This is a genomic window from Pseudomonas sp. HS6-2, assembly GCF_049325675.2.
GTDB classification, from domain to species: domain Bacteria; phylum Pseudomonadota; class Gammaproteobacteria; order Pseudomonadales; family Pseudomonadaceae; genus Aquipseudomonas; species Aquipseudomonas putida_N.
Genome location: NZ_CM143906.1, coordinates 1898509 through 1920823, shown reverse-complemented (window position 1 = coordinate 1920823; position 22315 = coordinate 1898509). Strand labels below are relative to the sequence as shown.

The window sequence follows — 22315 nt, the reverse complement described above, 5'->3', positions numbered from 1 at the left end:
CATGGTGACCGAACAGTCTTGTCGCGACTGTTGCGGCAAATACCCACGGGTCATTTTCTGTGGTGGCGTGTAAACTCCACTACAAACCGGCCAAAGGCCGCAAAACCCTGCTTCACACCTGGTCTTTAGAGGTGTACCTGCGCCAGGCTGCAAGCCTACGGCGAACGTAAAACCGCTCGTATCTTGACCGCAACACCCAATCCGGTCAATACGGCAAATCGGTCACCTTCCAGCCGCGTTCCAGTGATTTTACTGGGCTCCGGCAAATTCAAACAAACGTTTGTATTGGACCCGTTAAGTGGTGTAGATATAATGCGCGCCAAGACAAAACGGTGTAGTCCGCCCTTTGCGTAGCTACAGTTTCGCGCCAGTGAAGCGCCGCTGCACGCAAGCACCCATAAGACAAAGCAACAGCACGAGCCTTGATGAGTAGGAGAGAACCTGTGGAACGCGAATACATGGAATTCGACGTGGTCATCGTCGGCGCAGGCCCTGCGGGCTTGTCCGCCGCCTGCCGCCTGAAGCAGAAGGCCGCCGAAGCCGGTAGCGAGATCAGCGTCTGCGTGGTGGAAAAAGGCTCCGAAGTAGGTGCTCATATTCTTTCCGGCGCGGTGTTCGAACCCCGCGCCCTGAACGAGCTGTTCCCCGACTGGAAGGAACTCGGCGCGCCGCTCAACACCGAAGTGAAGCGCGACGATATCTATGTGCTCAAGGACGCCGGCAGCTCGACCAAGGTCCCAGACCTGTTCGTGCCCAAGACCATGCACAACCACGGTAACTACATCATCTCCCTGGGCAACCTGTGCCGCTGGCTGGCCCAGCAGGCCGAAAACCTTGGCGTAGAAATCTACCCGGGCTTCGCCGCCCAAGAAGCGCTGTTCGACGAAAACGGCGTAGTCCGCGGTATCGTCACCGGTGACCTGGGTGTCGACCGTGAAGGCAATCCGAAGGACGGCCTGTATACCCCAGGCATGGAACTGCGCGCCAAGTACACCCTGTTCGCCGAAGGCTGCCGCGGCCATATCGGCAAGCAACTGATCAAGCGCTTCAACCTCGACAACGAAGCCGACGTCCAGCACTACGGCATCGGCCTGAAGGAAATCTGGGAAATCGACCCGGCCAAGCACGAGCAGGGCCTGGTGGTGCACACCGCTGGCTGGCCGCTGGACGTGACCAGCAAGGACAACACCGGCGGCTCGTTCCTCTATCACCTGGAGAACAACCAGGTGGTGGTCGGCCTGATCGTCGACCTCTCCTACGCCAACCCTTACCTTTCCCCGTTCGACGAGTTCCAGCGCCTCAAGCACCACCCGGTGATGAGCCAGTACCTCGAAGGCGGCAAGCGCATCAGCTACGGTGCCCGCGCCATCTGCAAAGGCGGCCTGAACTCGCTGCCGAAAATGGTCTTCAACGGCGGCGCGCTGATCGGTTGCGACCTCGGCACCCTGAACTTCTCCAAGATCAAGGGCAGCCACACCGCGATGAAATCCGGCATGCTCGCCGCCGAGGCAGTAGCTGATGCACTGGCTGCCGGCCGCGAAGGTGGCGACCTGCTCGACGGCTACGTCAGCGCCTTCAAGGCCAGCTGGCTGTACGAAGAACTGTTCGCCAGCCGCAACTTCGGCCCGGCACTGCACAAGTTCGGCCCGCTGCTCGGTGGCGCCTTCAACTATGTCGACCAGAACTGGTTCAACGGCAAGCTGCCGTTCACCCTGCACGACACCAAGCCAGACTATGCCTGCCTCAAACTCGCTGCCGAGTCGAAGAAGATCGACTACCCGAAACCGGACGGCAAGCTCAGCTTCGACAAGCTCAGCTCGGTATTCCTCTCCAGCACCAACCACGAAGAGGAACAACCCTGCCACCTGAAGCTGACCGACCCGAACGTGCCGATCGCCAGCAACCTGCCGCTGTACGACGAACCGGCCCAGCGTTACTGCCCGGCGGGCGTGTACGAAGTGGTCAGCCAGGAAGACGGCAGCAAGCGCTTCCAGATCAACGCGCAGAACTGCGTGCACTGCAAGACCTGCGACATCAAGGACCCGGCCCAGAACATCACCTGGGTCACCCCTGAAGGCGCTGGCGGGCCGAACTACCCGAACATGTAAGGCCACTGCCCTTGCAGCAACAAAAAGCCCCCGGCTCGAGAGAACCGGGGGCTTTTTCGTATCGGCTGCTGCTACTTGTCAGCACATATGATCGGCATCGGCTCGGCGGCAAATGCCAATGGTTCACGACGGCCGAAATACGAGGCCGTCAGCAGCCCCACCGAGCCCATGATCAGGCAGAAGCCGACACACACCCACGGGCTCCACGGCATCAGTGCAATCAACGCCAGCGGCGTGGTACTGGCCCACAGGGCGTAAGCCACGTTGTACGTGAAGGAAATCCCCGAAACGCGGATCTCGGCAGGGAACAGCCCGACCATCACCGACGGCACCACGCCCACCACACCGCAGGCCAGCCCAGCCAGCGCGTAGGCCAGCCAGGTCATGCCCCACTGCCCCACCAGGCTGGCGTACAGCGCAGCGATGCCCAACGGCAGCATCACGCTGTAGATCATCAGTGCGCGCCAGGCGCCCAGGCGGTCGACCAGCAACCCGGCCAGCACACAGCCGATATTGAGGAAGACGATGCCCACGCTGCTCAGGGCGAAGGTATGCCCCGCCGTCATGCCAAAGCGTTGCTGCATCACAGTCGGGGTAATCACCACCAGCACCACGACTGCGGAAGTCAATACGCAGGTCAGCAGCGCCGCCGGGATCAACGCCGAGCGGTGCTCGCCCAGCACCCGTCGTAGCGGAAACTTGACTGGTTGCTCCTGACGTTCGCGCAAGGCCAGGAACACCGGGGTCTCGCTGAGCCAGCGGCGCAGCCACACACCGATCACGCCAAACACCCCACCGAGCAGGAACGGATAACGCCAGGCGTAATCGAGAATCTCCTGCGGCGTGAACACGTGAGCCAACAGTGTGGCCGTCAGCGCACCCAGCAGGTAACCGAAAGTCAGCCCTGCCTGCAGGAAGCCCAGGGCATAGCCACGACGACCGTTTGGCGCATGCTCGGCGACGAAGGTCCACGCGCTCGGCACTTCACCACCTACAGCGGCGCCTTGCAGGATGCGCAGGGCCAGCAGGATCAGCGGGGCCGCATAGCCGATGTCGGTATACGTCGGCATCACCCCGATCAGCAGGCACGGCAAGGCCATCATCAGGATGCTCAGGCTGAACACCCGCTTGCGCCCGAGGTGGTCAGCGAAATGCGCCATCAGGATGCCGCCCAGCGGTCGCGCCAGGTAACCGGTGACGAAGATGCCAAAGCTCTGCAGTAGGCGCAGCCACTCGGGCATTTCCGGCGGGAAGAACAGCTGGCTGAGGGTCAGGGCAAAGAACACGAAGATGATGAAATCGTAGATTTCCAGCGCGCCGCCCAGTGCCGCCAGGCCCAGGGTCCGGTGGTCGCCGCGGCTGAACCGGGGCGGGCGAGCGGTATCGATGGCAGTCATGGCAGGGGTCCGCAGATCGGCAAAGGGCAAGAGGATAGCAAATGCCCGCAGCCTTGCCCCAGCCACGCCACTAACGGCTGAAGACGGTGTGGCCGAAGTTCCTGGGCTTGCGCGTATAGGCCGCGCCACCCGCCAGCCCGGAAGGCAGGGCAATCTTGCCGACCAGCACCGGGCTGTCGATGATCGCCATGAACGATTGCAGCGCGTCGTTATCCGGCACCTGTGGCAGGCTCACGCTGACAGCCTGGCGCTCGGTCTGTGGCACGACAGGCACTTTCAGGTGTTGCGAATGGTAAAGCAGGGCATGCTGGATCTGCGTGCTGACCCGGCAGAAGCGTGCCAGGTCGACGCCAGCATGGCTGGCCAGCTCGATGTTGCCCAGCAGCAGGTTGAACGGTTGCAAGGCGCACTGCACCAGGCGCTGCAACTCTTCAAACGACTCGACCGGGGCAATCCGGTAATAGCCGAGGCCATTGAGCAGTTTTTCCAGCTGCAGGCGCTGCTGCGGGTGCTCATCGGCAATCAGGATGCGCAGGGTCTTGTTTGTCATTGTCGGACCTGGGCCGTCAGGTGAAAAGGGACAGCTCCCTGACCAAACTGCGCCAGAAACAGGCAACCACCAAGGCTGTACCTGGAGGGGTCAATTTAGATACTTGTCGGGAAAGCGAGAGAAATCAAGTGGCCATCACACAGAATTTTCACTTGCCCTTCACCCCACGTTCAGGACTCCCACTGCCGCATGCGCACACGGCAGTGCTTCATGGCGTTGACGATGTGCTTTTCCACCAGGCTGCGCGAGATGCCCAACCGCTCTGCAATCTGCTGGTGTGACAGACCATCGAGCTTGCGCAACAGAAAGCAGTCGCGGCACACCTTGCTCAGCTCATCCAGGGCCTTTTGCATCATGGCCAGGCGCTGGTCGAGTTGCATGTCCTGCTGCAGTTCTGCGCTGAGAAAGCGCCCATCGGCCTCCAGCGCATCCAGTGATTCGGCCTGGCGCACCTGATGGCGCCGGTGCCGGTCGACCACCAGGTTAAGTGCCGTACGGTAGAGAAACGCCCGCGGATGCTCGATCTGCCCGCTGTCGGTCCGCTCAAGTACCCGCAGATAGGCATCGTGGGCAACGTCCTCCGCAGCTTGGCGGTTGCCCAGGCGGGCACAAAGGAAGCTCACCAGTTCGCGATAATAATGTTCCACAACAGCACCTGAAATCGTCCTTGCAACCCACGTGCGGGACTGAGTGATACCGGGCTGTGATAGTACAAATTATAACTATTCTCAGCAACACGCCCTCCACCCCCTCATTCAGGCTAAATCCGCCTGCTCAGCCTTCGTTTATCTGGGACTTCGGTGCGCACCTCGATTGGCAGCGCGTGACCACTACCCAGGCTGGAAGTCCGCATGAGCCGTTTAACCTCCCCCCGCCGCCAGCTCATCCTCGCTGGCGTGGGCCTGCTGAGCCTGGGCTGCCTGCTAGCCTGGCAAGCCCTGCCCGTCGGCGCACAACCGCTCGGTACCGTCACGGTCACGCGGGCAGACATCGAAAGCAGCGTGACCGCCCTGGGCACCTTGCAGCCCCGGCGCTACGTGGATGTGGGCGCCCAAGCTTCGGGGCAAATCCGCACACTGCACGTGGAAGCGGGCGACCCGGTGCGCAAGGGCCAACTGCTGGTCGAGATCGACCCCTCCACCCAGCAGGCTCGGCTGGATGCCGGGCGCTTTTCGATCGACAACCTCAAGGCCCAGCTCGCCGAGCAGCGTGCGCAGTTCGAGCTGGCCAACCAGCAGCTCAAGCGCCAGCGCAAGCTTGCCGCCGCAGGCGCCACCCGCGATGAGGACGTCCAGGCCGCTGCTGCCCAGCTCAAGGTCACCCAGGCGCGCATCGACATGTTCCAGGCGCAGATCCGCCAGGCCCAGGCCAGCCTGCGCAGCGACGAGGCGGAACTGGGCTACACGCGCATCTATGCGCCGATGGACGGCACCGTGGTAGCCGTCGACGCCCGCGAAGGCCAGACCCTCAACGCCCAGCAACGCACGCCGCTGATCCTGCGCATCGCCAAGCTGTCACCCATGACCGTCTGGGCCCAGGTCTCCGAAGCCGACATCGGCAAGGTCAAGCCAGGGATGACCGCCTACTTCACTACCCTGTCCGGCGGCAAGCGCCGCTGGAGCAGCACGGTGCGGCAGATTCTGCCGATCCCGCCCAAGCCACTCGAACAAGCCAGCCAGGGCGGTGGCAGCCCGGCCAGTGCTGGCAGCACCGGCAACCAGGTGGTGCAGTACACCGTGCTGCTGGATGTCGACAACCCGGATGGTGCGCTGATGGCCGACATGACCACCCAGGTGTTCTTCGTCGCCGGCCAGGCCAGCCAGGTCCTTACCGTGCCACTGGCCGCGCTGGACGAACACGGCGGCCTGTTCATGGCACGGGTGCTCGACCGGCACGGCAAGGTGGTGCAGCGCCAGGTGCGCACCGGCCTCAGCGACCGCCTGCGCGTTCAGGTGCTGGACGGGCTCAGCGAAGGCGAGCAACTGCTGATGGGCGCCCCCAGCGCCAGCGGAGGCTGAATGACTGCGCCGCTGATCGAACTGGTCGATATCCGCAAGTCCTACGGTGGCCAGGACAGCCCCAAGGTCGATGTGCTGCGCGGCATCAGCCTGTGCATCCACCCCGGCGAGTTCGTCGCCATCGTCGGTGCATCCGGCTCGGGCAAGTCGACCTTGATGAACATACTCGGCTGCCTCGACCGCCCGACGTCCGGCAGCTACCGCTTCGCCGGCAAAAACGTGGCCAAGCTGGGTAGCGATGAACTGGCCTGGCTGCGCCGCGAGGCGTTCGGCTTTGTGTTCCAGGGCTACCACCTGATCCCTTCGGGCTCGGCCCAGGAGAACGTCGAGATGCCGGCCATTTATGCCGGCACACCCGCCAGCGAGCGGCATGCCCGCGCCGCCGCCCTGCTCGCCCGCCTGGGCCTGGCCAGCCGCAGCGCCAACCGCCCGCACCAGCTCTCGGGTGGCCAGCAGCAACGGGTGTCGATCGCCCGGGCGCTGATGAACGGCGGTCATATCATCCTTGCCGACGAGCCCACGGGTGCGCTCGACAGCCACAGCGGCACCGAAGTCATGGCGCTGCTCGACGAACTGGCCAGCCAGGGCCATGTAATCATCCTGATCACCCACGACCACAAAGTGGCGGCGCGGGCACAGCGGGTGATCGAGATCCGCGACGGCCAGATGATCAGCGACACCGCGACCGACCAGGCGCCCAGCGCTCCGCGCCAAGCCTTGCAAGCCGTCGACCTGCGCCAGCGCCTGGACCGTGGCGCGACCCAGCGCGGGGCCTGGAAAGGTGAGTTGGTCGAAGCCCTGCAAGCCGCCTGGCGGGTCATGTGGGTAAACCGCTTTCGCACCGCCCTGACCCTGCTCGGCATCGTCATCGGGGTCGCCTCGGTGGTGGTCATGCTGGCCGTCGGCGAAGGCAGCAAGCGCCAGGTGATGGCGCAAATGGCCGCCTTCGGTTCGAACATCCTCTACCTCAACGGCAAGCCCGCCACCCTGGGCGAACCCGCTGGCACCATTACCCTCGACGACGTCGCCGCCATCGGCCAGCTGCCGCAGGTCCGGCAGATCATGCCGGTGCTGGGCGAAAAGGTGATGGTGCGCCACGGCAACAACAGCCAGCGCTTCTACGTGGGCGGCAACAACAACCAGTTCCCGCTGATCTTCAACTGGCCGGCGGTCGAAGGGGCGTTCTTCACCGATGCCGACGAAGCCAGTGGCGCGGCAGTGGCCGTGATCGGCCAGAAAGTCCGGGAAAAGATGCTCGCAGCTGACCGCGACCCACTTGGCCAGTACCTGCTGATCGGCAATGTGCCGTTCCAGGTCATCGGCATTCTCGCCGGCAAAGGTGCCAGCTCCGGCGACCAGGATGCCGACGGGCGCATCGTGGTGCCTTACTCGGCAGCGGCAATCCGCCTGTTCGGCCAGCGCGACCCCGATTACATCACCGTCGCCGCCGTCGACGCGGCACGGGTCGATGAAACCGAAGCTGCCGTCGACCGCCTTCTACGCCGGCGCCACCAGGGCCGTCACGATTTCGAGCTGACCAACTCGGCCGCGCTGATCCAGGCCGAGGCGCGCACCCAGAACAACCTGTCGCTGATGCTCGGTGCGATTGCCGCGATCTCGCTGCTGGTCGGTGGCATCGGGGTGATGAACATCATGCTCATGACCGTGCGCGAGCGCACCCGCGAAATCGGCATCCGCATGGCCACCGGCGCACGCCAGCACGACATCCTGCGCCAGTTCCTCAGCGAAGCGGTGATGCTGTCGATGGTCGGCGGCATGGCCGGCATCGGCTTGGCCCTGCTGACCGGTGGTGCATTGATGATGGGCAAGGTTGCCGTGGCCTTCACCCTGCCCGCCATGCTCGGTGCGTTCTCCTGCGCCGTTCTCACCGGCATCGTGTTCGGCTTCATGCCGGCCCGCAAAGCCGCCCGACTCGACCCGGTCAAAGCCCTTACCAGCGAATAGTCCATGACCCTGCCAAGCCGCATCAGCCTGTTGTCCCTGTGCCTAGGCCTCGCCGCCTGCAGCCTGACGCCCGCGCCATCCAGCGGCATCGCTGCACCCACCGCCTGGCAAGGCGAAACCCTCCAGCCCTCTGCCAGCCTGCCTTCGGCGCAGTGGTGGCAGGCCTTTGACAGCACCGAACTGGACCACCTCATCGAACGCGCCCGGTCGAATGCCCACGACCTTGCCGCCGCCGCTGCGCGCGTGCGCCAGGCCCAAGCCAAGGCGGTGATCGCCGGAGCGCCGCTGCTGCCGGAGCTCAGGTTCGAGCTCGACGGCAGCCGCCAGCGCCTGCTGCATGGCGAGGGCTATGACCAACTCGATGTCAGCAAGTACGAGCGAACCAGCACGTCGTTCGGCATGCAGCTGGTCGCCAGCTACGAGATCGACTTCTGGGGAGGCCTGCGCGCTGCGCGCTCGAGCGCCCTGTACAGCCTCGACGCCAGCCGCTTCGATCGCCAGACGGTCGAACTGACGCTGGTCAGCAGCGTGGCCAACAGTTACCTGCAGGGCCTGGCCCTGGAAGAACAGCTGCGCATTGCCCGCCTCAACCTGCGTAACGCCCGTGATGTCCTGGCGCTGGTCGAGACACGTCAGCGCGCCGGCTCCGCGACGCGCCTGGAACTGGCCCAGCAGCGCAGCCTGGTGGCCGCTCAGGAGCGGCAAGTGCCGCTGCTCGAACAGCAGTGGCAGGACAACCGCGTTACCCTGGCCACACTGCTAGGCGACCCGGTCCAGGCCCTGCCCACCACGGCTGAAGCGCTGGCAACCGTGAACTGGCCGCGCATTGGCAGCGGCATACCCAGCGAACTGCTCGCCCGCCGTCCGGACATCGCCGCTGCCGAAGCACGCCTGGCCGCCGCCCACGCCAATGTGCAGGTGGCCAGGGCCGCCCTGCTGCCGAAAGTGACCCTAGGCGCCAACATTGGCACCGGCGCACGCACCCTGCCCGAGGTCTTCGACAGCTCTTATTACACCCTGACCGCCGGCCTGGTCGCGCCGATCTTCAATAATGGCCGGCTGCGAGCGGCGCAACAATTGGCCCAAGCCCAGCAGGACGAGCTGCTGGAAAGCTACCGCAGCAGTATCCTGGCCGGCTTCGCCGATGTCGAGAAGGCCCTCAATGCCATCCACGGTGTTGAGCAGCAGCGCCACTGGCAGGACCAGGAGGTCGAACAGGCACGCCTGGCCTTCGACCTGGCCCAACGGCGCTACGCGGCCGGGGCCGAGACCCTGCTGAGCGTGCTCGAAACCCAGCGCACGCTCTATCTCGCACAGGACCAGCAGGCACAGTTACGCCTGGCTCGCCTGCAGGTCAGCGTGGCGCTGTACAAGGCGCTGGGGGGTGGCTGGCAGGTAGCGAACGCGGACAACGGTTGATTCGCCGTACGAGAGGGCCGCGGCGCGGCCCTCCCGGACTCAAATGGAGGCGGCCACTGCTTCGGCAAAGCGCTGCGCCACCTCGTCTACCTGTTGCGCACTGATGATCAGTGGCGGCAGGAAGCGCACCACGGCGCCATGGCGCCCGCCCAGTTCGAGGATCAGCCCACGCTTGAGGCATTCGCGCTGGACCTTCGGTGCCAGCACCCGATTGGCAGGCGGGTGGCCAAGAGTATCCGGCTGACCTTGTGGGTCGACCAACTCCACCCCAAGCATCAGGCCACGGCCACGGATATCACCCAGTTGTGGATAATCCCGTTGCAGCCGCTGCAGATGCTCACGCAAGCGCAGGCCCATGGCCTCGGCATGTTCGGCCAGGCGGTGCTCGACCAGGTAGTTGATCACCGCCGAACCGGCGGCCATGGCCATCTGATTGCCGCGGAAGGTGCCGGCATGGGCGCCTGGCTTCCAGGTATCCAGCCAGTCGCGGTACACCACCACCGCCAGCGGCAGGCTGCCACCAATGGCCTTGGACAGCGTGACCACATCCGGCACGATGCCGGCATGCTCGAAAGCAAACATCCGCCCGGTCCGGGCGAAGCCGCTCTGGATCTCGTCGACGATCAATGCCACGCCAGCCTGTTCGGTGATGCGCCGCACAGCCTTGAGCCACTCGATGTCGGCCGGGATCACCCCGCCCTCACCTTGCACAACTTCAAGGATCACCGCCGCCGGCAGCGGCACGCCGCTCTCCGGGTCCAGCAACAGGTTTTCCAGGTAATGCAGGTTGGCCTTGACCCCGGCTTCACCGCCCAGGCCGAACGGGCAACGGAAGTCGTAGGGGTACGGCATGAACTGCACGCCATTGCTCAGCAGCGCGCCCAGTGGCTGCTTGGGACCGTGGCTACCCATCAGGCTCAGCGCACCTTGGCTCATGCCGTGATAGGCGCCCTGGAAGGCCAGCACGGTACTGCGCCCGGTGGCACCGCGCACCAGCTTGAGCGCCGCTTCCACCGCGTCGGTGCCGGTCGGCCCGCAGAACTGCACCTTGGCCTCGCGGCGCAAGGCCTCGGGCAGGATACCGAACAGGTCCTGGACAAAACGGTCCTTGACCGGCGTGGTCAGGTCCAGGGTGTGCAGCGGCAGTTCGTCAGCCAGCACGCGCTGAATAGCCTCGATCACTACCGGGTGGTTGTGGCCCAGGGCCAGGGTGCCGGCGCCGGCCAGGCAGTCGATGAACTGGCGGCCTTCGACGTCCTCGACGTGGATGCCACGGGCGCGCTTGAGCGCCAGCGGGATGCGCCGAGGGTAGCTGCGGGCGTTGGATTCCTGTTGCTGCTGGCGCAGCAGCAGGGGCGATTCCCTGAATTCGTACAAAGGATGCGGCGCTCTGGCCGGCGGGACCTGGGCAAGGCTGGTAGCGGTGGACATGGGTGAATCCTCGCAAGCAAGCGAATGGGCAGTTATCGCTTGGGAAACGCTTGAGTGCGGGGAGGATTTAGCGGTTGTTGCGGGAATTTCCTCAGCCTGTACCGGCCTCTTCGCGGGACAAGCCCGCTCCTACAGGTACTGCACAGGGCTGGAGGTGCATGCCGTACCTGCAGGAGCGGGCTTGTCCCGCGAAGGGGCCGGCACAGGCATTGAAGATCAGCTGGCCGAACGCGCAGGCACCTGCAGCAGAACCCGCAACCCATCTTGGCGACTGTCGAACCTGAGGCTGCCGGCACAGCGCTGCACGATCGCCTGAACGATCGCCAACCCCAGCCCACACCCCCCACTCTGCCCGTTGCGCCAGAAGCGCTCGGTCAGGTGCTGCAGATCGCCATCCGCAATGCCCGGCCCATGGTCGCGCACCATGAAGCCCACCTGCCCATCGGCCATTTGCACTTCCAGCTCCACCTCGGTATCGCCGCCATGGCGCAGGGCGTTGTCCAGCAGGTTGCGCAAGGCCGCTACCGCCAGCGGCGCAGGCATGCCCAGGTAAATCTGCGTGGCCTCCTGCGGCAGGTGCAGGACGATGCGCCGATTGTCACCGCCGCCAGCATCCTGCACCGCCTGGCGGGCAACCTGCTCGGCGCTGCACTGCACACCGTCCTCGAACGACAGGCTGCCCTCGACCCGCGCCAGCATCAGCAGCTGTTCCAGGGTCCGGTGCATGCGGTCGGTGCCTTGCTCGGCATGTTCCAGCGCCTGCTCGCGCACCGCGCCATCGGTCATTCGCGCCACCTGCAGGTGGGTCTTGATCGCGGTCAGCGGGCTGCGCAGTTCGTGGGCGGCATCGTCGGTCAGGCGCCGTTCGCGCTCGATGGTCTGGGCGATGCGCAGGAACAACTGGTTCTGGGTGTCGAGCAAGGGTTGCAGCTCGCTGGGCAAACCGGCCACCTGCAGCGGCTCGACACTGTCGGCACGCCGCCGTCGCAGAGAGTCGCGCATGCGATTGAGCGGTTCCAGGCCTTTGCCCAGGCCGATCCACAGCAGCCCGAGGCTGCCGAGCAAGGCCATCAGCACCGGTGCCGAGGCGGCCAGCAGAATCGACTGGTTCAGTGCCTCGCGCTCCATGTGCCGGTCGGCGGTGGTGATGCGCACGTCACCGTGGTTGTAGGTGAAGGTGCGCCACAACGCACCATCGATGGTCTGGTCACGGAAGCCGCTGCGCTGGTCGTCCATGGCGCCGTCATGCTTGTGGTTGCTGGCGAGGATCTCGCCGCGCAGGGAACTCACCTGGCAGGCCATGCCGTCGGGCACGCTCAACTGGTCGGCGGAAAAGTGCGCGTCCTCGCCCTTGGCCGCCAGCGGTTGCGGCAGCTGGTCGATCAGCCCGGCGACCATGCGCGCCGACGCCACCAGGCGCTGATCGAGGGAGAACATCATCTGCTGGCGCAGGTCGCGCAACATCCACGCCGCTGCCAAGGCCCAGATGATGATGAAGGCGCTACCGAGGATCAGGCTGAGGCGTACCCGCAGGCTCATGATGCGCTTCTCTTGGAGGTTTGCTCTGGCGCCTGTGCCGGCCCCAGGCGATAACCCAGGCCACGCACGGTCTCGACGATGCTGTTGCCAAGCTTTCGCCGCAGGTGATGGATATGCACATTAAGCGCGTTGCTCTCGACTTCGTCGCTGAAGCCGTACACGCAGTCCTTCAGCTGTTCACTGGACAGCACTCGGCCGGGGTTCTGCAGCAATGCCTGGAGCAGCGCCTGTTCACGTCGCGACAGGTCGACCGGCTGGCCGGCCAGGGTCGCCTCGCAGCTGCTCGGGTCGTAGCGCAGCGGGCCATGCTCGATCACGTTGACCGCCCGCCCCGCCACCCGGCGTAACAAAGTGTGCAGGCGCGCCGCCAGTTCGCGCAGGTCGAAGGGTTTGAGCAGGTAGTCGTCGGCGCCGGCCTGCAGGCCATCGACCCGGTCGGTGACCGCATCGCGTGCGGTGAGCACCAGCACGGGCAGGTCCACACCTTGCTGGCGCAGGCGGCGCAGCAGTTTCAGCCCGTCTTCGTCGGGCAGGCCGAGGTCGAGGATCATCACGTCGAACTGCGCCGCTTGCAGCAGGGCCCGGGCGCTAGCGGCATTGGCCACACGGTCGACGGTGAGGCCCTGGGCGGTGAGGCCGGCGCAGATGCCGCTGGCGATCAGGTCGTCGTCCTCGCAGAGCAGAACGTGCATGGTGGGGCTCCCGGAGTGGTGTGGCAGGGATTGCACTATGGAGGGATTAAGAGGGGATTATGGACCCTTGCAGGTTGATTGGGGATGAGCCAAGAGCTGGCCCATCACTCTAAATAGACTTTTCCTAGAACTGACTCAGGAACTTCCGAGCCCGCTTCATGATGTGATTATCACTGCACAAAACTGGCATCGCCGAGCAGATGGCAATGCTCGTCGCCGGCAACGCCCTCAGATGAGTAGAACCGACGCTCATTGGCGCAGTGCATCGGGCGTATCGACATCCCGCAGCACACCAGCATCCTCGACCGCCAGCCTGACGCAACGGTCCGGATGGGCCCTCACGACCGACCGCGCCCCTTCATCGCCCGTCAGCCGCGCAAGCGCTGGCCAAAAATCACGCCCGAACAGCACCGGATGGCCCTGCTGCCCGTCATGACACGGCAGAACAATCGTCGACCCACCGGCCTCGCGTGCAAGCAAGCCCAGGGTCGCGGGCTCCACCCAGGGCATGTCACCCAACAGGATTGCCACCGCCTGTGCCTCGCTGTCGACCAGCGAAGCGGCGCCAGCCGCCAGGCTATGGCCCAAGCCCTGCGTGAAATCGGCACTGCCGATGACCCGGCAAGCCGACGGCAACCCCAGCTCCTCTCCCCGCTCGCCGTCACGCAACACTACCCGCACGTCATCGAACACCGTGCAGGCACGTTCGACACTGTGCACCAGCAAGCTGCGACCATCCGCCATCAGCGCGCGGCGCTTGTCAGCACCGAAACGCACGCTGCTGCCAGCCGCCAGCACCAGCGCCACCACACTCACAGCGCCGCCCGCCCGATGCCGTTGCGCAGGCGCAGGATATCGGCGAGCACCGCCAGGGCAATCTCGGCCGGAGTCTTGCTGCCCAGGTTGAGGCCGATTGGCGCGTGAATCCGCGCCAGTTCATCGTCGCCCAGGCCGCCGATGCGCTGCAAACGTTCGCGACGCTTGTCGGAGGTGGCCTTCGAGCCCATCACGCCAATGTAGAACGCTTCGGTCCGCACCGCTTCAAGCATGGCCAGGTCATCGATTTTCGGATCATGGGTCAATGCAACCACCGCCGTGTCGGCATGGCAACCGCCATTGGCGATGAACTCCGACGGCAGCTCACGGCGCACCTCGACGCCGTCCAGCACCACGCCTTCAAGCACCTCGTCACGCGGGTCACAGAGGATGACTTCAAAGCCCATGCCTTTACCGAACTCGGCACAGAAATGCGCGACGCTGGAATACCCAGCCAGCAGCAGGCGCTGGGCGGCACCGACACGCAAACGCACGCGGCCGCTTTCACGCTCCACGCGCGGGCCCTGGCGGTGGTCGTCGCTGAGCTGGCGATCACCTTGCGGCAGGCTCACCTCGCGCAGCAACCGGCGCTGCCCGCGCAGTGCACCTTCCAGCTCACGCAGGTGGGCCTGCACGTCACAGTCAGCCGGCAGGTTCTCCACCAGCACCTCGAGCACGCCGCCACAGGGCAGGCGAATGCTCGAACGCGGGTCGCTACCATCGCCATAGCGCACGATGGCAATCGGCTCGGGAAACTCACCCCGCCCCACACGTTCGAGGAAATCATCCTCGACGCAACCGCCCGACAGCGAACCCAGCCACTGGCCGCTGGCGTTGACCGCCAGCAGCGAGCCCGGCGCACGCGGCGCCGAGCCGTACGTAGCGAGCACCGTGCACAACCACACCCGCTGGCCATTGCACGACCACTGCAGCGCCTGGCTGATCACCTGGAGATCGAGATGCTGCACGGTTTACTCCGCCTTCAGCTCGGCGAGCTGCTGTACGGTCAGGTCGCCGGGCAATCCACCCCAGGCCTGGCGCAGGTAGTTGACCATGTCCGTCACTTGCTGATCGTCAAGCTTGTCGGCAAAGCCCGGCATCGGCTGCATGCGCTCGAAGCCGGTGAACTGCTGCTCACGGATGCCGTCGCGGATGGCCTTGACCAGGTTGCGCGAGTCGCTCTGGCGCAGCACCGTGTTGCCGTCCATGGCCACCGCAATGTGTGGCTTGCCCTTGCCGTCGACACCATGGCAGCCGGCGCAGACATTGAGGTACTGCTGATGGCCGCGCTTGGCGCTGTCACTCATCTGCTCCAGGGCAACGGCCTTGATCTGCTTGGCCGGCGGCGGCTGGTCGCCGAGCAGGTAGGTGGCCATGGCCGCCAGGTCGGCGTCTTGCAGATGCTGGGTGCTGTGGTGCACCACCGGGAACATTTCGTTGAACATGCTGCCCTGGGCACTGATACCGTGCTTGAGGAAGGTAGTCAGGTCCGGCTGGGTCCAGCCGCGGTCGGCCAGGTCCTGGGCCAGCAGGCTCGGCGCCAGGTAGCCACCGAGCAAGCCACCGCTCAGGCGCTGGTCCTGCTGCAGCGCACCGATAGGGTTGCGCGGCGTGTGGCACTCGCCGCAGTGGCCCATGACCTCGACCATGTACTGCCCGCGCTGCCAGGCCGGGCTTTTGCCCTCGGTCGGCTGCAGTTGCACGCTCTTGCCATAGAGCATGTTCCAGCCGGTCAGCCCCAGGCGCACGTTGAACGGGAAGCTCAACGCCGTCTGCGGCGCCGGGCGATTGATCGGCGGTACGGTCATCAGGTAGGCGAGGATCGCATCGGAATCCTCGCGCTTGATCAGGTGGTACGAGGTGTACGGCATCGCCGGGTAGAGGTTGGCGCCATCCTTGCGCTTGCCCTCGGTGACTGCGGCGAAGAATTCGTCGGCCGTATAGTTGCCGATACCGTACTGCTTGTCCGGGGTGATGTTGCTGCCATAGATGGTGCCGAACGGCGAATGGATCGGCAGGCCACCGGCGAACGGGGCACCGCCTTCGGCCGTATGGCAGGCCATGCAGTCGGCGGCACGGGCCAGGTATTCACCGCGCTTGACCTGCGCCACATCGGCCGCCTGGGCCAGTGAAGCGACGGCAAGGCCCAGGGCCAGCGCGAGCGTGCTACGAACGATGCCCATGCTCAACCCTCCTTGACCAGGCCAAGGTCATTGAGCACCGTGCGGGTAGCGTCGTAGTAACGCACGTACCCGGTGCAGCGGCAGATGTGGTGGCCGAGGCTGGCTTCAATACGGTCTTCCACTTCGCTCTTCTTCAGCGGCTGGCGCTGGGCGGTTTCCACCAGCACCGTGGCGGCGTTGACGAAGCCCGGCGCGCAATAGCTGCACTGGAAGGCGAACAGGTCGACGAACTTCTGCTGGATCGGGTTCAGCGTCAGGTCACCGGCCTCGTCCTGCTTGGCATGGCCTTCGATGGTGCGGACCTTCTTGCCCTCGAAGTAATGCGCGCCGGTGATGCAGGTGCGCACTTCCTCACTGGTGCCGTCGGGGTTGTCGACGATCACCACGCAGGCATGGCAGATGCCCTGGCCGCAGCCCAGGCGCGAACCTGTAAGGTTCTGGTGTTCGTGCAGGTAGTCGATCATCGCCAGGTCATCAGGGACCTCGACCGGGCCGACCGGTTGACCGTTGAGGGTCAGTTGCAGTGGACGGTTAGCCATTGAGGGCCTCCTTGATACGGGCTGGGGTGATGGGAAGATCGCGCACGCGCTTGCCAATGGCATGCGCCACGGCGTTGCCGATGGCACCGACGACCGGGATCATCACCACTTCGGCGATGCCCTTGGACGGGTCGGTCGGTGACAGCGGCGGGAGGATTTCGCTGGTCTGTTTCCACACCGCCACATCCCGTGCGTGCGGCAGGCGGTAGCGGTTGAAGTTCCAGTCGCCCTCCCCGGGCCCGCCCTCGTACAACGGCATTTCTTCGGTCAGTGCATGGCCGATACCCATGGCGATACCGCCTTCGAGCTGGCCCTTGACCAGTTCCGGCACCAGTACACGGCCACACTCGACCCAGCTGTGGTGGTTGAGCACCTCAACCTCGTGGGTGCCCTTGTTGACCTTGACCTCGACGATGGTCGCCACCGGGCTGTAGTAAGTGACCATGGCATTGTTCAGCTGAGTATCCGGGTAGGCGGCGTTCTGCCGGTCGAGCAGGTGGTAGCCATGGCTGCTCATCTGCGCCTTCTTGGCATTGACCGCGCCGTCGCCGTACTTCACCGCCACGGCATCGAGCGGGAAGCGCTCGCGCACGCCGTCGATGACGAAGTCGGCCTCGGCCCAGCTCCAGCGGTTGAAACCGTGCACGCTGACGCCAGTGACCAGCCCCATCTCATGGGCCTTCTGTGCCAACTGGGCGAACGGGATCGGCGACAGGCCATTGCCTGTAAGCTCGCCGTTGACCCACACCGCGTTCTCGCGACGCACCACCAGCGGGTTGGCTTGGCCGCCGTACGGGCCCTGGCTCCAGATGGCCATCGCCGCCGGCCACAGGCCATGGTTGAACAGCACGCGGGCCGCTTCACGGGTGGCGTGGCTGAAGTAGAACGCCGAGTTGGTCGCCGACGATGGCGAAGCCAGCTTGCCGACCCAGCGCGGGTTGCGCAGCGCGCTGTCCTGCTCGGGCTGGCTGATCAGATAAGGGTTGCCGCTGGTGGTCAGCTGCAACTCCGGCCATTCGGTGACTGCCGTCTTCACCTCGTCGGCCGAGCGGCCGAGGAAGTCGCTGACCACCAGCGCCTGGGAGGTGGACATGCCAGTGCCCAGTTCGGTGCCGATGTGGCGCAGGCTGATGCGCCCATCAGCGGTGAACTCGACGCTGGCCATCGGCGCCTCGGAGCCGGTACCGAAATCCTTCTGGCAGATGGCGAAGCCGACGCCGTACCAGTGGTCCGGATCCTTGGCGTCTATCTGCTGCTTGCGGGCATCGCGATTGCGCCACCAGTCGTGCACGGCGGCCTTGTCAAGGATCTCGTACAAACGCAGGGCACCGGCCGGGACCGCTCCCTGAGTGTTCTTCATGCCCGACTTCAGTGCGTTGGCACGGCGCAGGTCGATGGCATCGACGCCCAGGCGACCGGCGATTTCATCCACCATCATCTCGGTGGCGGCCATGCTCTGCAGGGTGCCGTAACCGCGCATGGAGCCTGCCTCGACGCCGCGCGAGTAGTAGGCAGTCACCGACAGGTCGTTCTGCGGCATGTAGTAGATCGACTGCGCCGCAGTGGCGCCCACCGCAGCCACCGACGGGCTGTAGTTGATGCGCCCGCCGCCGTCGCAGCTCATGTCGGCGCGGAAGATCTTGAAGCGGTTGTCCTTCTTGTCCACGGCCAGCTGATAGCGGATGTCGAAGGCATGGCGCTTGATGCCGCTCTGGAACTGCTCGTAGCGGTCGTTGGCCAGGCGGATCGGCACACCGGCGCCATACAGTGCGGCCACGGCGGCGTAGAAGACGAAGATGTTGTTGTCTTTTGAGCCGTAGCCCACGGTGTAGCCAGGGTGCATGTTGAGCGTGTTCAGGGCGAAGCGCGACGGTTTGATCATGTGCACGCATTCCTGCGCCACTTCGAACGGGCACTGGGTCGCGACCACGAAGTGCAGCGTGCCGGTCGCCGGGTCGTACCAGCCGTTGCCGTTGTCTGGCTCCAGCGCGGCAGGCTCGATCAACGGCGTCTTGTAGCGCTCGTCGAACACCAGCCAGTCCTCGGGCGGGTTGTCCAGTTGCTCGCCCATGCGCTTGGCGTAGAACAGGCCCTGCTCGGTCAGGTCGCCATGCTGGTTGGGTTGCTTGGACCACACCGGTTTGCGATTGAGGATGGTCGGGAACAGCATGGAATTCTTCAGGCTGGAGAATTCATCGTCGTCGAACGGCGTGGCGCCGCCCACACGCACGAAGCGGAAGCTGCCATAGGGGTCACGCTGGTACAGCGGAGCCTGGGCGCCGTACTGGATCGCCTTGTCATTGAACTGCAGCTTGCGCTTGGCCTGCCGGAAGCGCTCGAAGTCGTGCCAGATCAGGATCGCCACCGGGTGGCCGATGAACATCGGCACCTGGCCGGGCGGCAGCAGCGGGTCGGGCGAATGGGCCTCGGGCCAGGCGATGCCATCCTTGGCCAGGTCGGCGGCGGTGACGACACGGTCTGGCTGCAGGTCAGCGCCGAGCAGGCTGAGGTCATGGCCGGCATAGATGCGGTCGACCTTGGTTGCCTTGAGCAGCAGCGCATGGCCTTGCTGGGTCGGCCAGCCGGGCATGTCCTTGGCGCGGATGTCGCGGGCGAAGACCTTGTTGCCACAGACCTTGGACAGCGCGTCGTTACGGAAACGCGCCTTGCCGTCATGGTTCATCCACTTTTGCGGCGAGGTGGTGACGCGCTCCTCCATCAGGGCGGCGAACGCCTGGCTGCCGAGTGGCGCCATGGTCACGCCGACACCAGCGATCAGGCCGCCTTGCAAGAAGGCGCGCCGGGAAATATCACGGTTGGACATGCTTGATCCTCTGGGCAGAAGAGTTTCTGCCCATGCTTTTTTTGATTCTTGTGCGGGGGACTCGGAAGGGTGAGAACCTTGTCACGCGGGCCAGGAAAAAACTGACTTGTGCGTCAACTTTACAACAAGAATATGGGCATAAGCAAAGTCAAGCCGACAATATGTCGCGGCGTGTCGAGGAGCGACATGCGGCACCGTCGCAACAGCGTCGGCAGGAACGGTTAACCTTGGGTTAATCAATCGCAGCCAGCATGGCCACCATTCCGTATTGCCAAGGCGAAGACATGCGCATCCTTTTGCTCTTCCTGACGTTTCTCCTGGCTGGCCCGTTGCAGGCCAACCCGTTCGACGCCAAACCCGACTTCCTGCCGGTCAACCAGGCGTTCGTGCTCACTCACGACCGCCAGGCCGATGGCCAGATGCGCCTGTATTTCCAGATCAAGCAGGGTTACTACCTGTACCAGAAGCGCTTGAAATTCGACGGCTTGACTGCTGAGCAGCAGCCGCAACTCCCCCCCGCCCTTAATCACCATGACGAGTTCTTTGGTGACAGCGCGGTCTACCGCGACCAGCTCGAACTGCTGATACCAGCCAATGCCCAGGGCCAGTTGCGCCTGGGCTGGCAGGGCTGTGCCGATGCCGGCCTGTGCTACCCGCCGCAGACCACCGCCATTGACCTGGGCGGCAGCGCGACCCCGGCCGCCGAACAAGCCAGCGACCAGGCACTGGCCAGCGGCCTGCAAAGCGCCAGCCTGGCCTGGAGCCTGCTGGCGTTCTTCGGCCTCGGCCTGCTGCTGGCCTTCACCCCTTGCTCGCTGCCGATGCTGCCGATCCTCGCTGGGCTGGTCCTGGGCAACGGCGCCAGTGCCCGGCGTGGCTGGCTGCTGGCAGGGGTGTATGTGCTGAGCATGGCGCTGGTGTATGCGGCCCTGGGTGTGGTCGCGGCACTGCTGGGGGCCAGCCTGCAGGCATGGCTGCAGCAACCCTGGCTGCTGGGCAGCCTGGCCGGCTTGTTCATCGTCCTCGCCCTGCCGATGTTCGGTGCTTTCGAACTGCAACTGCCGGCCGCCCTGCGCGATCGCCTCGACCGCGCAGGCCAAGGCACCCGTGGTGGCAACCTGTACGGCGCAGCGCTACTGGGCGCCCTTTCCGGCCTGCTGCTCGGCCCCTGCATGACCGCGCCACTGGCCGGTGCGCTGCTGTTCATCGCGCAAAGCGGCGATGTGCTGCAAGGTGCGCTGGTGCTGTTCAGCCTCGGCATGGGCATGGGCGTGCCGCTGCTGTTGCTGGTGACCCTCGGAAATCGCTACCTGCCGCGCCCGGGCGCATGGATGAACCGAGTCAAGGGCGTGTTCGGCTTCGTGTTCCTGGCCATGGCCCTGTACACCGTGCGCAGCCTGCTCGCCGCCCCCGTGTTGCTGGCACTGAGCGGTGCCTGGCTGATCGCCCTGGGCTGGGCCATGTGGCCGGCGTTGCAGCGCTTGCCGGCGCTACGTGCCGTCCCGCTGCTGGGCGCCTTGTGGGGTGGCCTGCTGCTGGTCGGCGCTGCTGCGGGGGGCGACGATCTGTGGCAACCGTTGCGACCGTTCGCCGGTGGCACCGCAGTCGCTACCGTGCAGAAGGCCGACGAGCACTTCGTCACGGTCAGCAGCCCCGAAGCCCTGCAACGCGAACTGGATGCCGCCAAGGCACGCGGCCAGTGGGTGATGGTCGACTACTACGCCGACTGGTGCGTGTCGTGCAAGGTCATGGAAAAGCAGGTGTTCACCCGCCCCGACGTGCAAACCAGCCTGGCCGGCGTGCACCTGCTGCGCCTGGACGTGACCGCCGACTCCGCCGCCAGTCGCGCCCTGCTGCAGCGCTACCAGGTACCCGGCCCGCCGAGCATCATCTGGCTCGGCCCGGAAGGCGAAGAGCGCCGCGCACGGCGCATCACTGGTGAGGTGGATGCCGCCGCGTTCCTGCAACACTGGACCCAGACCCGGAGCCAAGGCTGATGCTGACGGTAACCCTCGGGCCGCTGACAATGGCCCTCAACCACCTGCTGATGCTCGCCGCCCTCGGCGTGGCCTGCCTGGTCGGCTGGTGGGTCGCGCGGCGGGGCGGCGAAAGCCCGGAATCTGCGCTGTTCAACCTGTTTCTGGTCGGATTGCTGTGCGCCCGCCTGGGGTTCGTGCTGGCCTACTGGCCGATGTACCGCGACGACCTGGTGCAAGTCATCGACATCCGTGACGGCGGCTTCCTGCTCTGGTCGGGCCTGGTCGGCATCGTCCTCGCCACCCTCTGGCAGGGCTGGCGCCAGCCTGGCCTGCGGCGCCCGCTGGGCTGGGCACTGTTCAGCGGTGCGCTGTTCTGGGGCCTGACCAGCCTGGGCAGCCACCTGTACAGCAAGGGCACCGCACTGCCCGAATTGAGCCTGCGCAATGCCACTGGCCAGTCGGTGGCCCTGCACAGCTACCGTGGCAAGCCGCTGGTGATCAATATCTGGGCCACCTGGTGCCCGCCCTGCCGCCGGGAAATGCCGGTGCTGCAACAGGCCCAGGGGGAATACCCCCACGTGACCTTCATCTTCGTCAATCAGGGCGAAACACCGGAAAACGTCACGACCTTCCTCGCTACCACCGGGCTGAGCCTGACCCATGTGCTGTTCGACGGCACCGGCGCGCTGGCCCAGCGGGTCGGCTCGATGGCCCTGCCCACCACCTTGTTCTACGACGCCGACGGCCGCCTGATCGGCAGCCACCTCGGCGAGCTGTCGCGGGCCAGCCTGCGTCATGCCCTGGAACCTTTCGAGCGGGCCAAGCTGCCCGCCCCTGCCGCACAAGGAAACTGAC

The 22315-nt window shown here is 65.2% G+C and carries 17 protein-coding genes; 6 read left to right on the top strand and 11 right to left on the bottom strand.

Annotation, left to right across the window (positions count from 1 at the left end; genetic code table 11):
- Positions 1–425: 425 nt before the first annotated feature.
- The gene (locus tag ACOKS3_RS08950; protein WP_103446599.1) at positions 426–2108 is read left to right on the top strand and encodes an electron transfer flavoprotein-ubiquinone oxidoreductase; all 1683 of its coding nucleotides are present in this window, start codon (positions 426–428) and stop codon (positions 2106–2108) included.
- Positions 2109–2179: 71 nt separating this feature from the next.
- On the opposite strand, the gene ACOKS3_RS08945 is transcribed toward ACOKS3_RS08950, so the two are convergent.
- From ACOKS3_RS08945 to ACOKS3_RS08935, 3 genes are all read right to left on the bottom strand, one after another.
- Complete coding sequence (locus ACOKS3_RS08945; protein WP_103446598.1) at positions 2180–3505, bottom strand: MFS transporter; 1326 nt, start codon at positions 3503–3505, stop codon at positions 2180–2182.
- Between the two features lie 70 nt (positions 3506–3575).
- Positions 3576–4055: a histidine kinase gene (locus ACOKS3_RS08940; protein WP_103446597.1), complete on the bottom strand. Its 480-nt coding sequence runs from the start codon at positions 4053–4055 to the stop codon at positions 3576–3578.
- Positions 4056–4225: 170 nt separating this feature from the next.
- A complete protein-coding gene (locus ACOKS3_RS08935) occupies positions 4226–4702 on the bottom strand; it encodes a sigma-70 family RNA polymerase sigma factor (protein ID WP_103446596.1) in 477 nt (158 codons plus the stop codon).
- Between the two features lie 204 nt (positions 4703–4906).
- Here ACOKS3_RS08935 and ACOKS3_RS08930 point away from each other — a divergent pair, with 204 nt between their 5' ends.
- From ACOKS3_RS08930 to ACOKS3_RS08920, 3 genes are read left to right on the top strand one after another with little or no spacing between them, the layout of a single operon-like run.
- Positions 4907–6073 carry an efflux RND transporter periplasmic adaptor subunit gene (locus tag ACOKS3_RS08930; RefSeq protein WP_103446595.1) on the top strand — a complete coding sequence of 389 codons (1167 nt, stop codon included), beginning with the start codon at positions 4907–4909 and terminating at the stop codon, positions 6071–6073.
- The gene (locus tag ACOKS3_RS08925; RefSeq protein WP_103446594.1) at positions 6074–8038 is read left to right on the top strand and encodes a MacB family efflux pump subunit; all 1965 of its coding nucleotides are present in this window, start codon (positions 6074–6076) and stop codon (positions 8036–8038) included.
- A 3-nt stretch (positions 8039–8041) separates the two neighbouring features.
- A complete protein-coding gene (locus tag ACOKS3_RS08920; RefSeq protein WP_103446593.1) occupies positions 8042–9457 on the top strand; it encodes an efflux transporter outer membrane subunit in 1416 nt (471 codons plus the stop codon).
- Positions 9458–9496: 39 nt separating this feature from the next.
- Here the strand turns inward: ACOKS3_RS08920 and ACOKS3_RS08915 are convergent, their stop codons facing one another.
- The 8 genes from ACOKS3_RS08915 to ACOKS3_RS08880 all read right to left on the bottom strand — a co-directional run bounded on the left by ACOKS3_RS08915 (position 9497) and on the right by ACOKS3_RS08880 (position 19481).
- A complete protein-coding gene (locus ACOKS3_RS08915; RefSeq protein ID WP_103446592.1) occupies positions 9497–10888 on the bottom strand; it encodes an aspartate aminotransferase family protein in 1392 nt (463 codons plus the stop codon).
- A 216-nt stretch (positions 10889–11104) separates the two neighbouring features.
- Positions 11105–12427, bottom strand: coding sequence for an ATP-binding protein (locus ACOKS3_RS08910; RefSeq protein ID WP_103446591.1), 1323 nt, complete (start codon positions 12425–12427; stop codon positions 11105–11107).
- The gene (locus ACOKS3_RS08905; RefSeq protein ID WP_103446590.1) at positions 12424–13119 is read right to left on the bottom strand and encodes a response regulator; all 696 of its coding nucleotides are present in this window, start codon (positions 13117–13119) and stop codon (positions 12424–12426) included. The genes ACOKS3_RS08910 and ACOKS3_RS08905 overlap by 4 nt, the downstream gene beginning before the upstream one ends.
- A 249-nt stretch (positions 13120–13368) precedes the next feature.
- Positions 13369–13935, bottom strand: a complete 567-nt coding sequence (locus ACOKS3_RS08900; protein WP_103446589.1) for a nucleotidyltransferase family protein — start codon at positions 13933–13935, stop codon at positions 13369–13371.
- Entirely contained in the window at positions 13932–14903 is a 972-nt protein-coding gene (locus tag ACOKS3_RS08895) for an XdhC family protein (protein WP_103446588.1), read from the bottom strand. The genes ACOKS3_RS08900 and ACOKS3_RS08895 overlap by 4 nt, the downstream gene beginning before the upstream one ends.
- Positions 14904–14906: 3 nt before the next feature.
- Positions 14907–16118: a cytochrome c gene (locus ACOKS3_RS08890; protein ID WP_103446587.1), complete on the bottom strand. Its 1212-nt coding sequence runs from the start codon at positions 16116–16118 to the stop codon at positions 14907–14909.
- Between the two features lie 2 nt (positions 16119–16120).
- Entirely contained in the window at positions 16121–16657 is a 537-nt protein-coding gene (locus ACOKS3_RS08885; RefSeq protein WP_103446586.1) for a (2Fe-2S)-binding protein, read from the bottom strand.
- Positions 16650–19481 carry a xanthine dehydrogenase family protein molybdopterin-binding subunit gene (locus ACOKS3_RS08880; protein WP_422763264.1) on the bottom strand — a complete coding sequence of 944 codons (2832 nt, stop codon included), beginning with the start codon at positions 19479–19481 and terminating at the stop codon, positions 16650–16652. Before ACOKS3_RS08880 ends, ACOKS3_RS08885 begins: the two co-directional genes overlap by 8 nt.
- A 284-nt stretch (positions 19482–19765) precedes the next feature.
- On the opposite strand from ACOKS3_RS08880, the gene dsbD reads away from it, so the two are divergent.
- A complete protein-coding gene (gene dsbD, locus ACOKS3_RS08875) occupies positions 19766–21478 on the top strand; it encodes a protein-disulfide reductase DsbD (RefSeq protein ID WP_103448221.1) in 1713 nt (570 codons plus the stop codon).
- On the top strand, positions 21478–22314 hold the full coding sequence (locus ACOKS3_RS08870) for a TlpA family protein disulfide reductase (RefSeq protein ID WP_103446584.1): 837 nt from the start codon (positions 21478–21480) through the stop codon (positions 22312–22314). The genes dsbD and ACOKS3_RS08870 overlap by 1 nt, the downstream gene beginning before the upstream one ends.
- The last annotated feature ends 1 nt before the right edge of the window (position 22315 follow it).

Coding starts and splice junctions, on each gene's coding strand:
- ACOKS3_RS08950 (WP_103446599.1), top strand. CDS start 426: ATGAGTAGGAGAGAACCTGTGGAACGCGAATACATGGAATTCGACGTG.
- ACOKS3_RS08945 (WP_103446598.1), bottom strand. CDS start 3,505: ATGACTGCCATCGATACCGCTCGCCCGCCCCGGTTCAGCCGCGGCGAC.
- ACOKS3_RS08940 (WP_103446597.1), bottom strand. CDS start 4,055: ATGACAAACAAGACCCTGCGCATCCTGATTGCCGATGAGCACCCGCAG.
- ACOKS3_RS08930 (WP_103446595.1), top strand. CDS start 4,907: ATGAGCCGTTTAACCTCCCCCCGCCGCCAGCTCATCCTCGCTGGCGTG.
- ACOKS3_RS08925 (WP_103446594.1), top strand. CDS start 6,074: ATGACTGCGCCGCTGATCGAACTGGTCGATATCCGCAAGTCCTACGGT.
- ACOKS3_RS08920 (WP_103446593.1), top strand. CDS start 8,042: ATGACCCTGCCAAGCCGCATCAGCCTGTTGTCCCTGTGCCTAGGCCTC.
- ACOKS3_RS08915 (WP_103446592.1), bottom strand. CDS start 10,888: ATGTCCACCGCTACCAGCCTTGCCCAGGTCCCGCCGGCCAGAGCGCCG.
- ACOKS3_RS08910 (WP_103446591.1), bottom strand. CDS start 12,427: ATGAGCCTGCGGGTACGCCTCAGCCTGATCCTCGGTAGCGCCTTCATC.
- ACOKS3_RS08905 (WP_103446590.1), bottom strand. CDS start 13,119: ATGCACGTTCTGCTCTGCGAGGACGACGACCTGATCGCCAGCGGCATC.
- ACOKS3_RS08890 (WP_103446587.1), bottom strand. CDS start 16,118: ATGGGCATCGTTCGTAGCACGCTCGCGCTGGCCCTGGGCCTTGCCGTC.
- ACOKS3_RS08885 (WP_103446586.1), bottom strand. CDS start 16,657: ATGGCTAACCGTCCACTGCAACTGACCCTCAACGGTCAACCGGTCGGC.
- ACOKS3_RS08880 (WP_422763264.1), bottom strand. CDS start 19,481: ATGTCCAACCGTGATATTTCCCGGCGCGCCTTCTTGCAAGGCGGCCTG.
- dsbD (WP_103448221.1), top strand. CDS start 19,766: ATGCGCATCCTTTTGCTCTTCCTGACGTTTCTCCTGGCTGGCCCGTTG.
- ACOKS3_RS08870 (WP_103446584.1), top strand. CDS start 21,478: ATGCTGACGGTAACCCTCGGGCCGCTGACAATGGCCCTCAACCACCTG.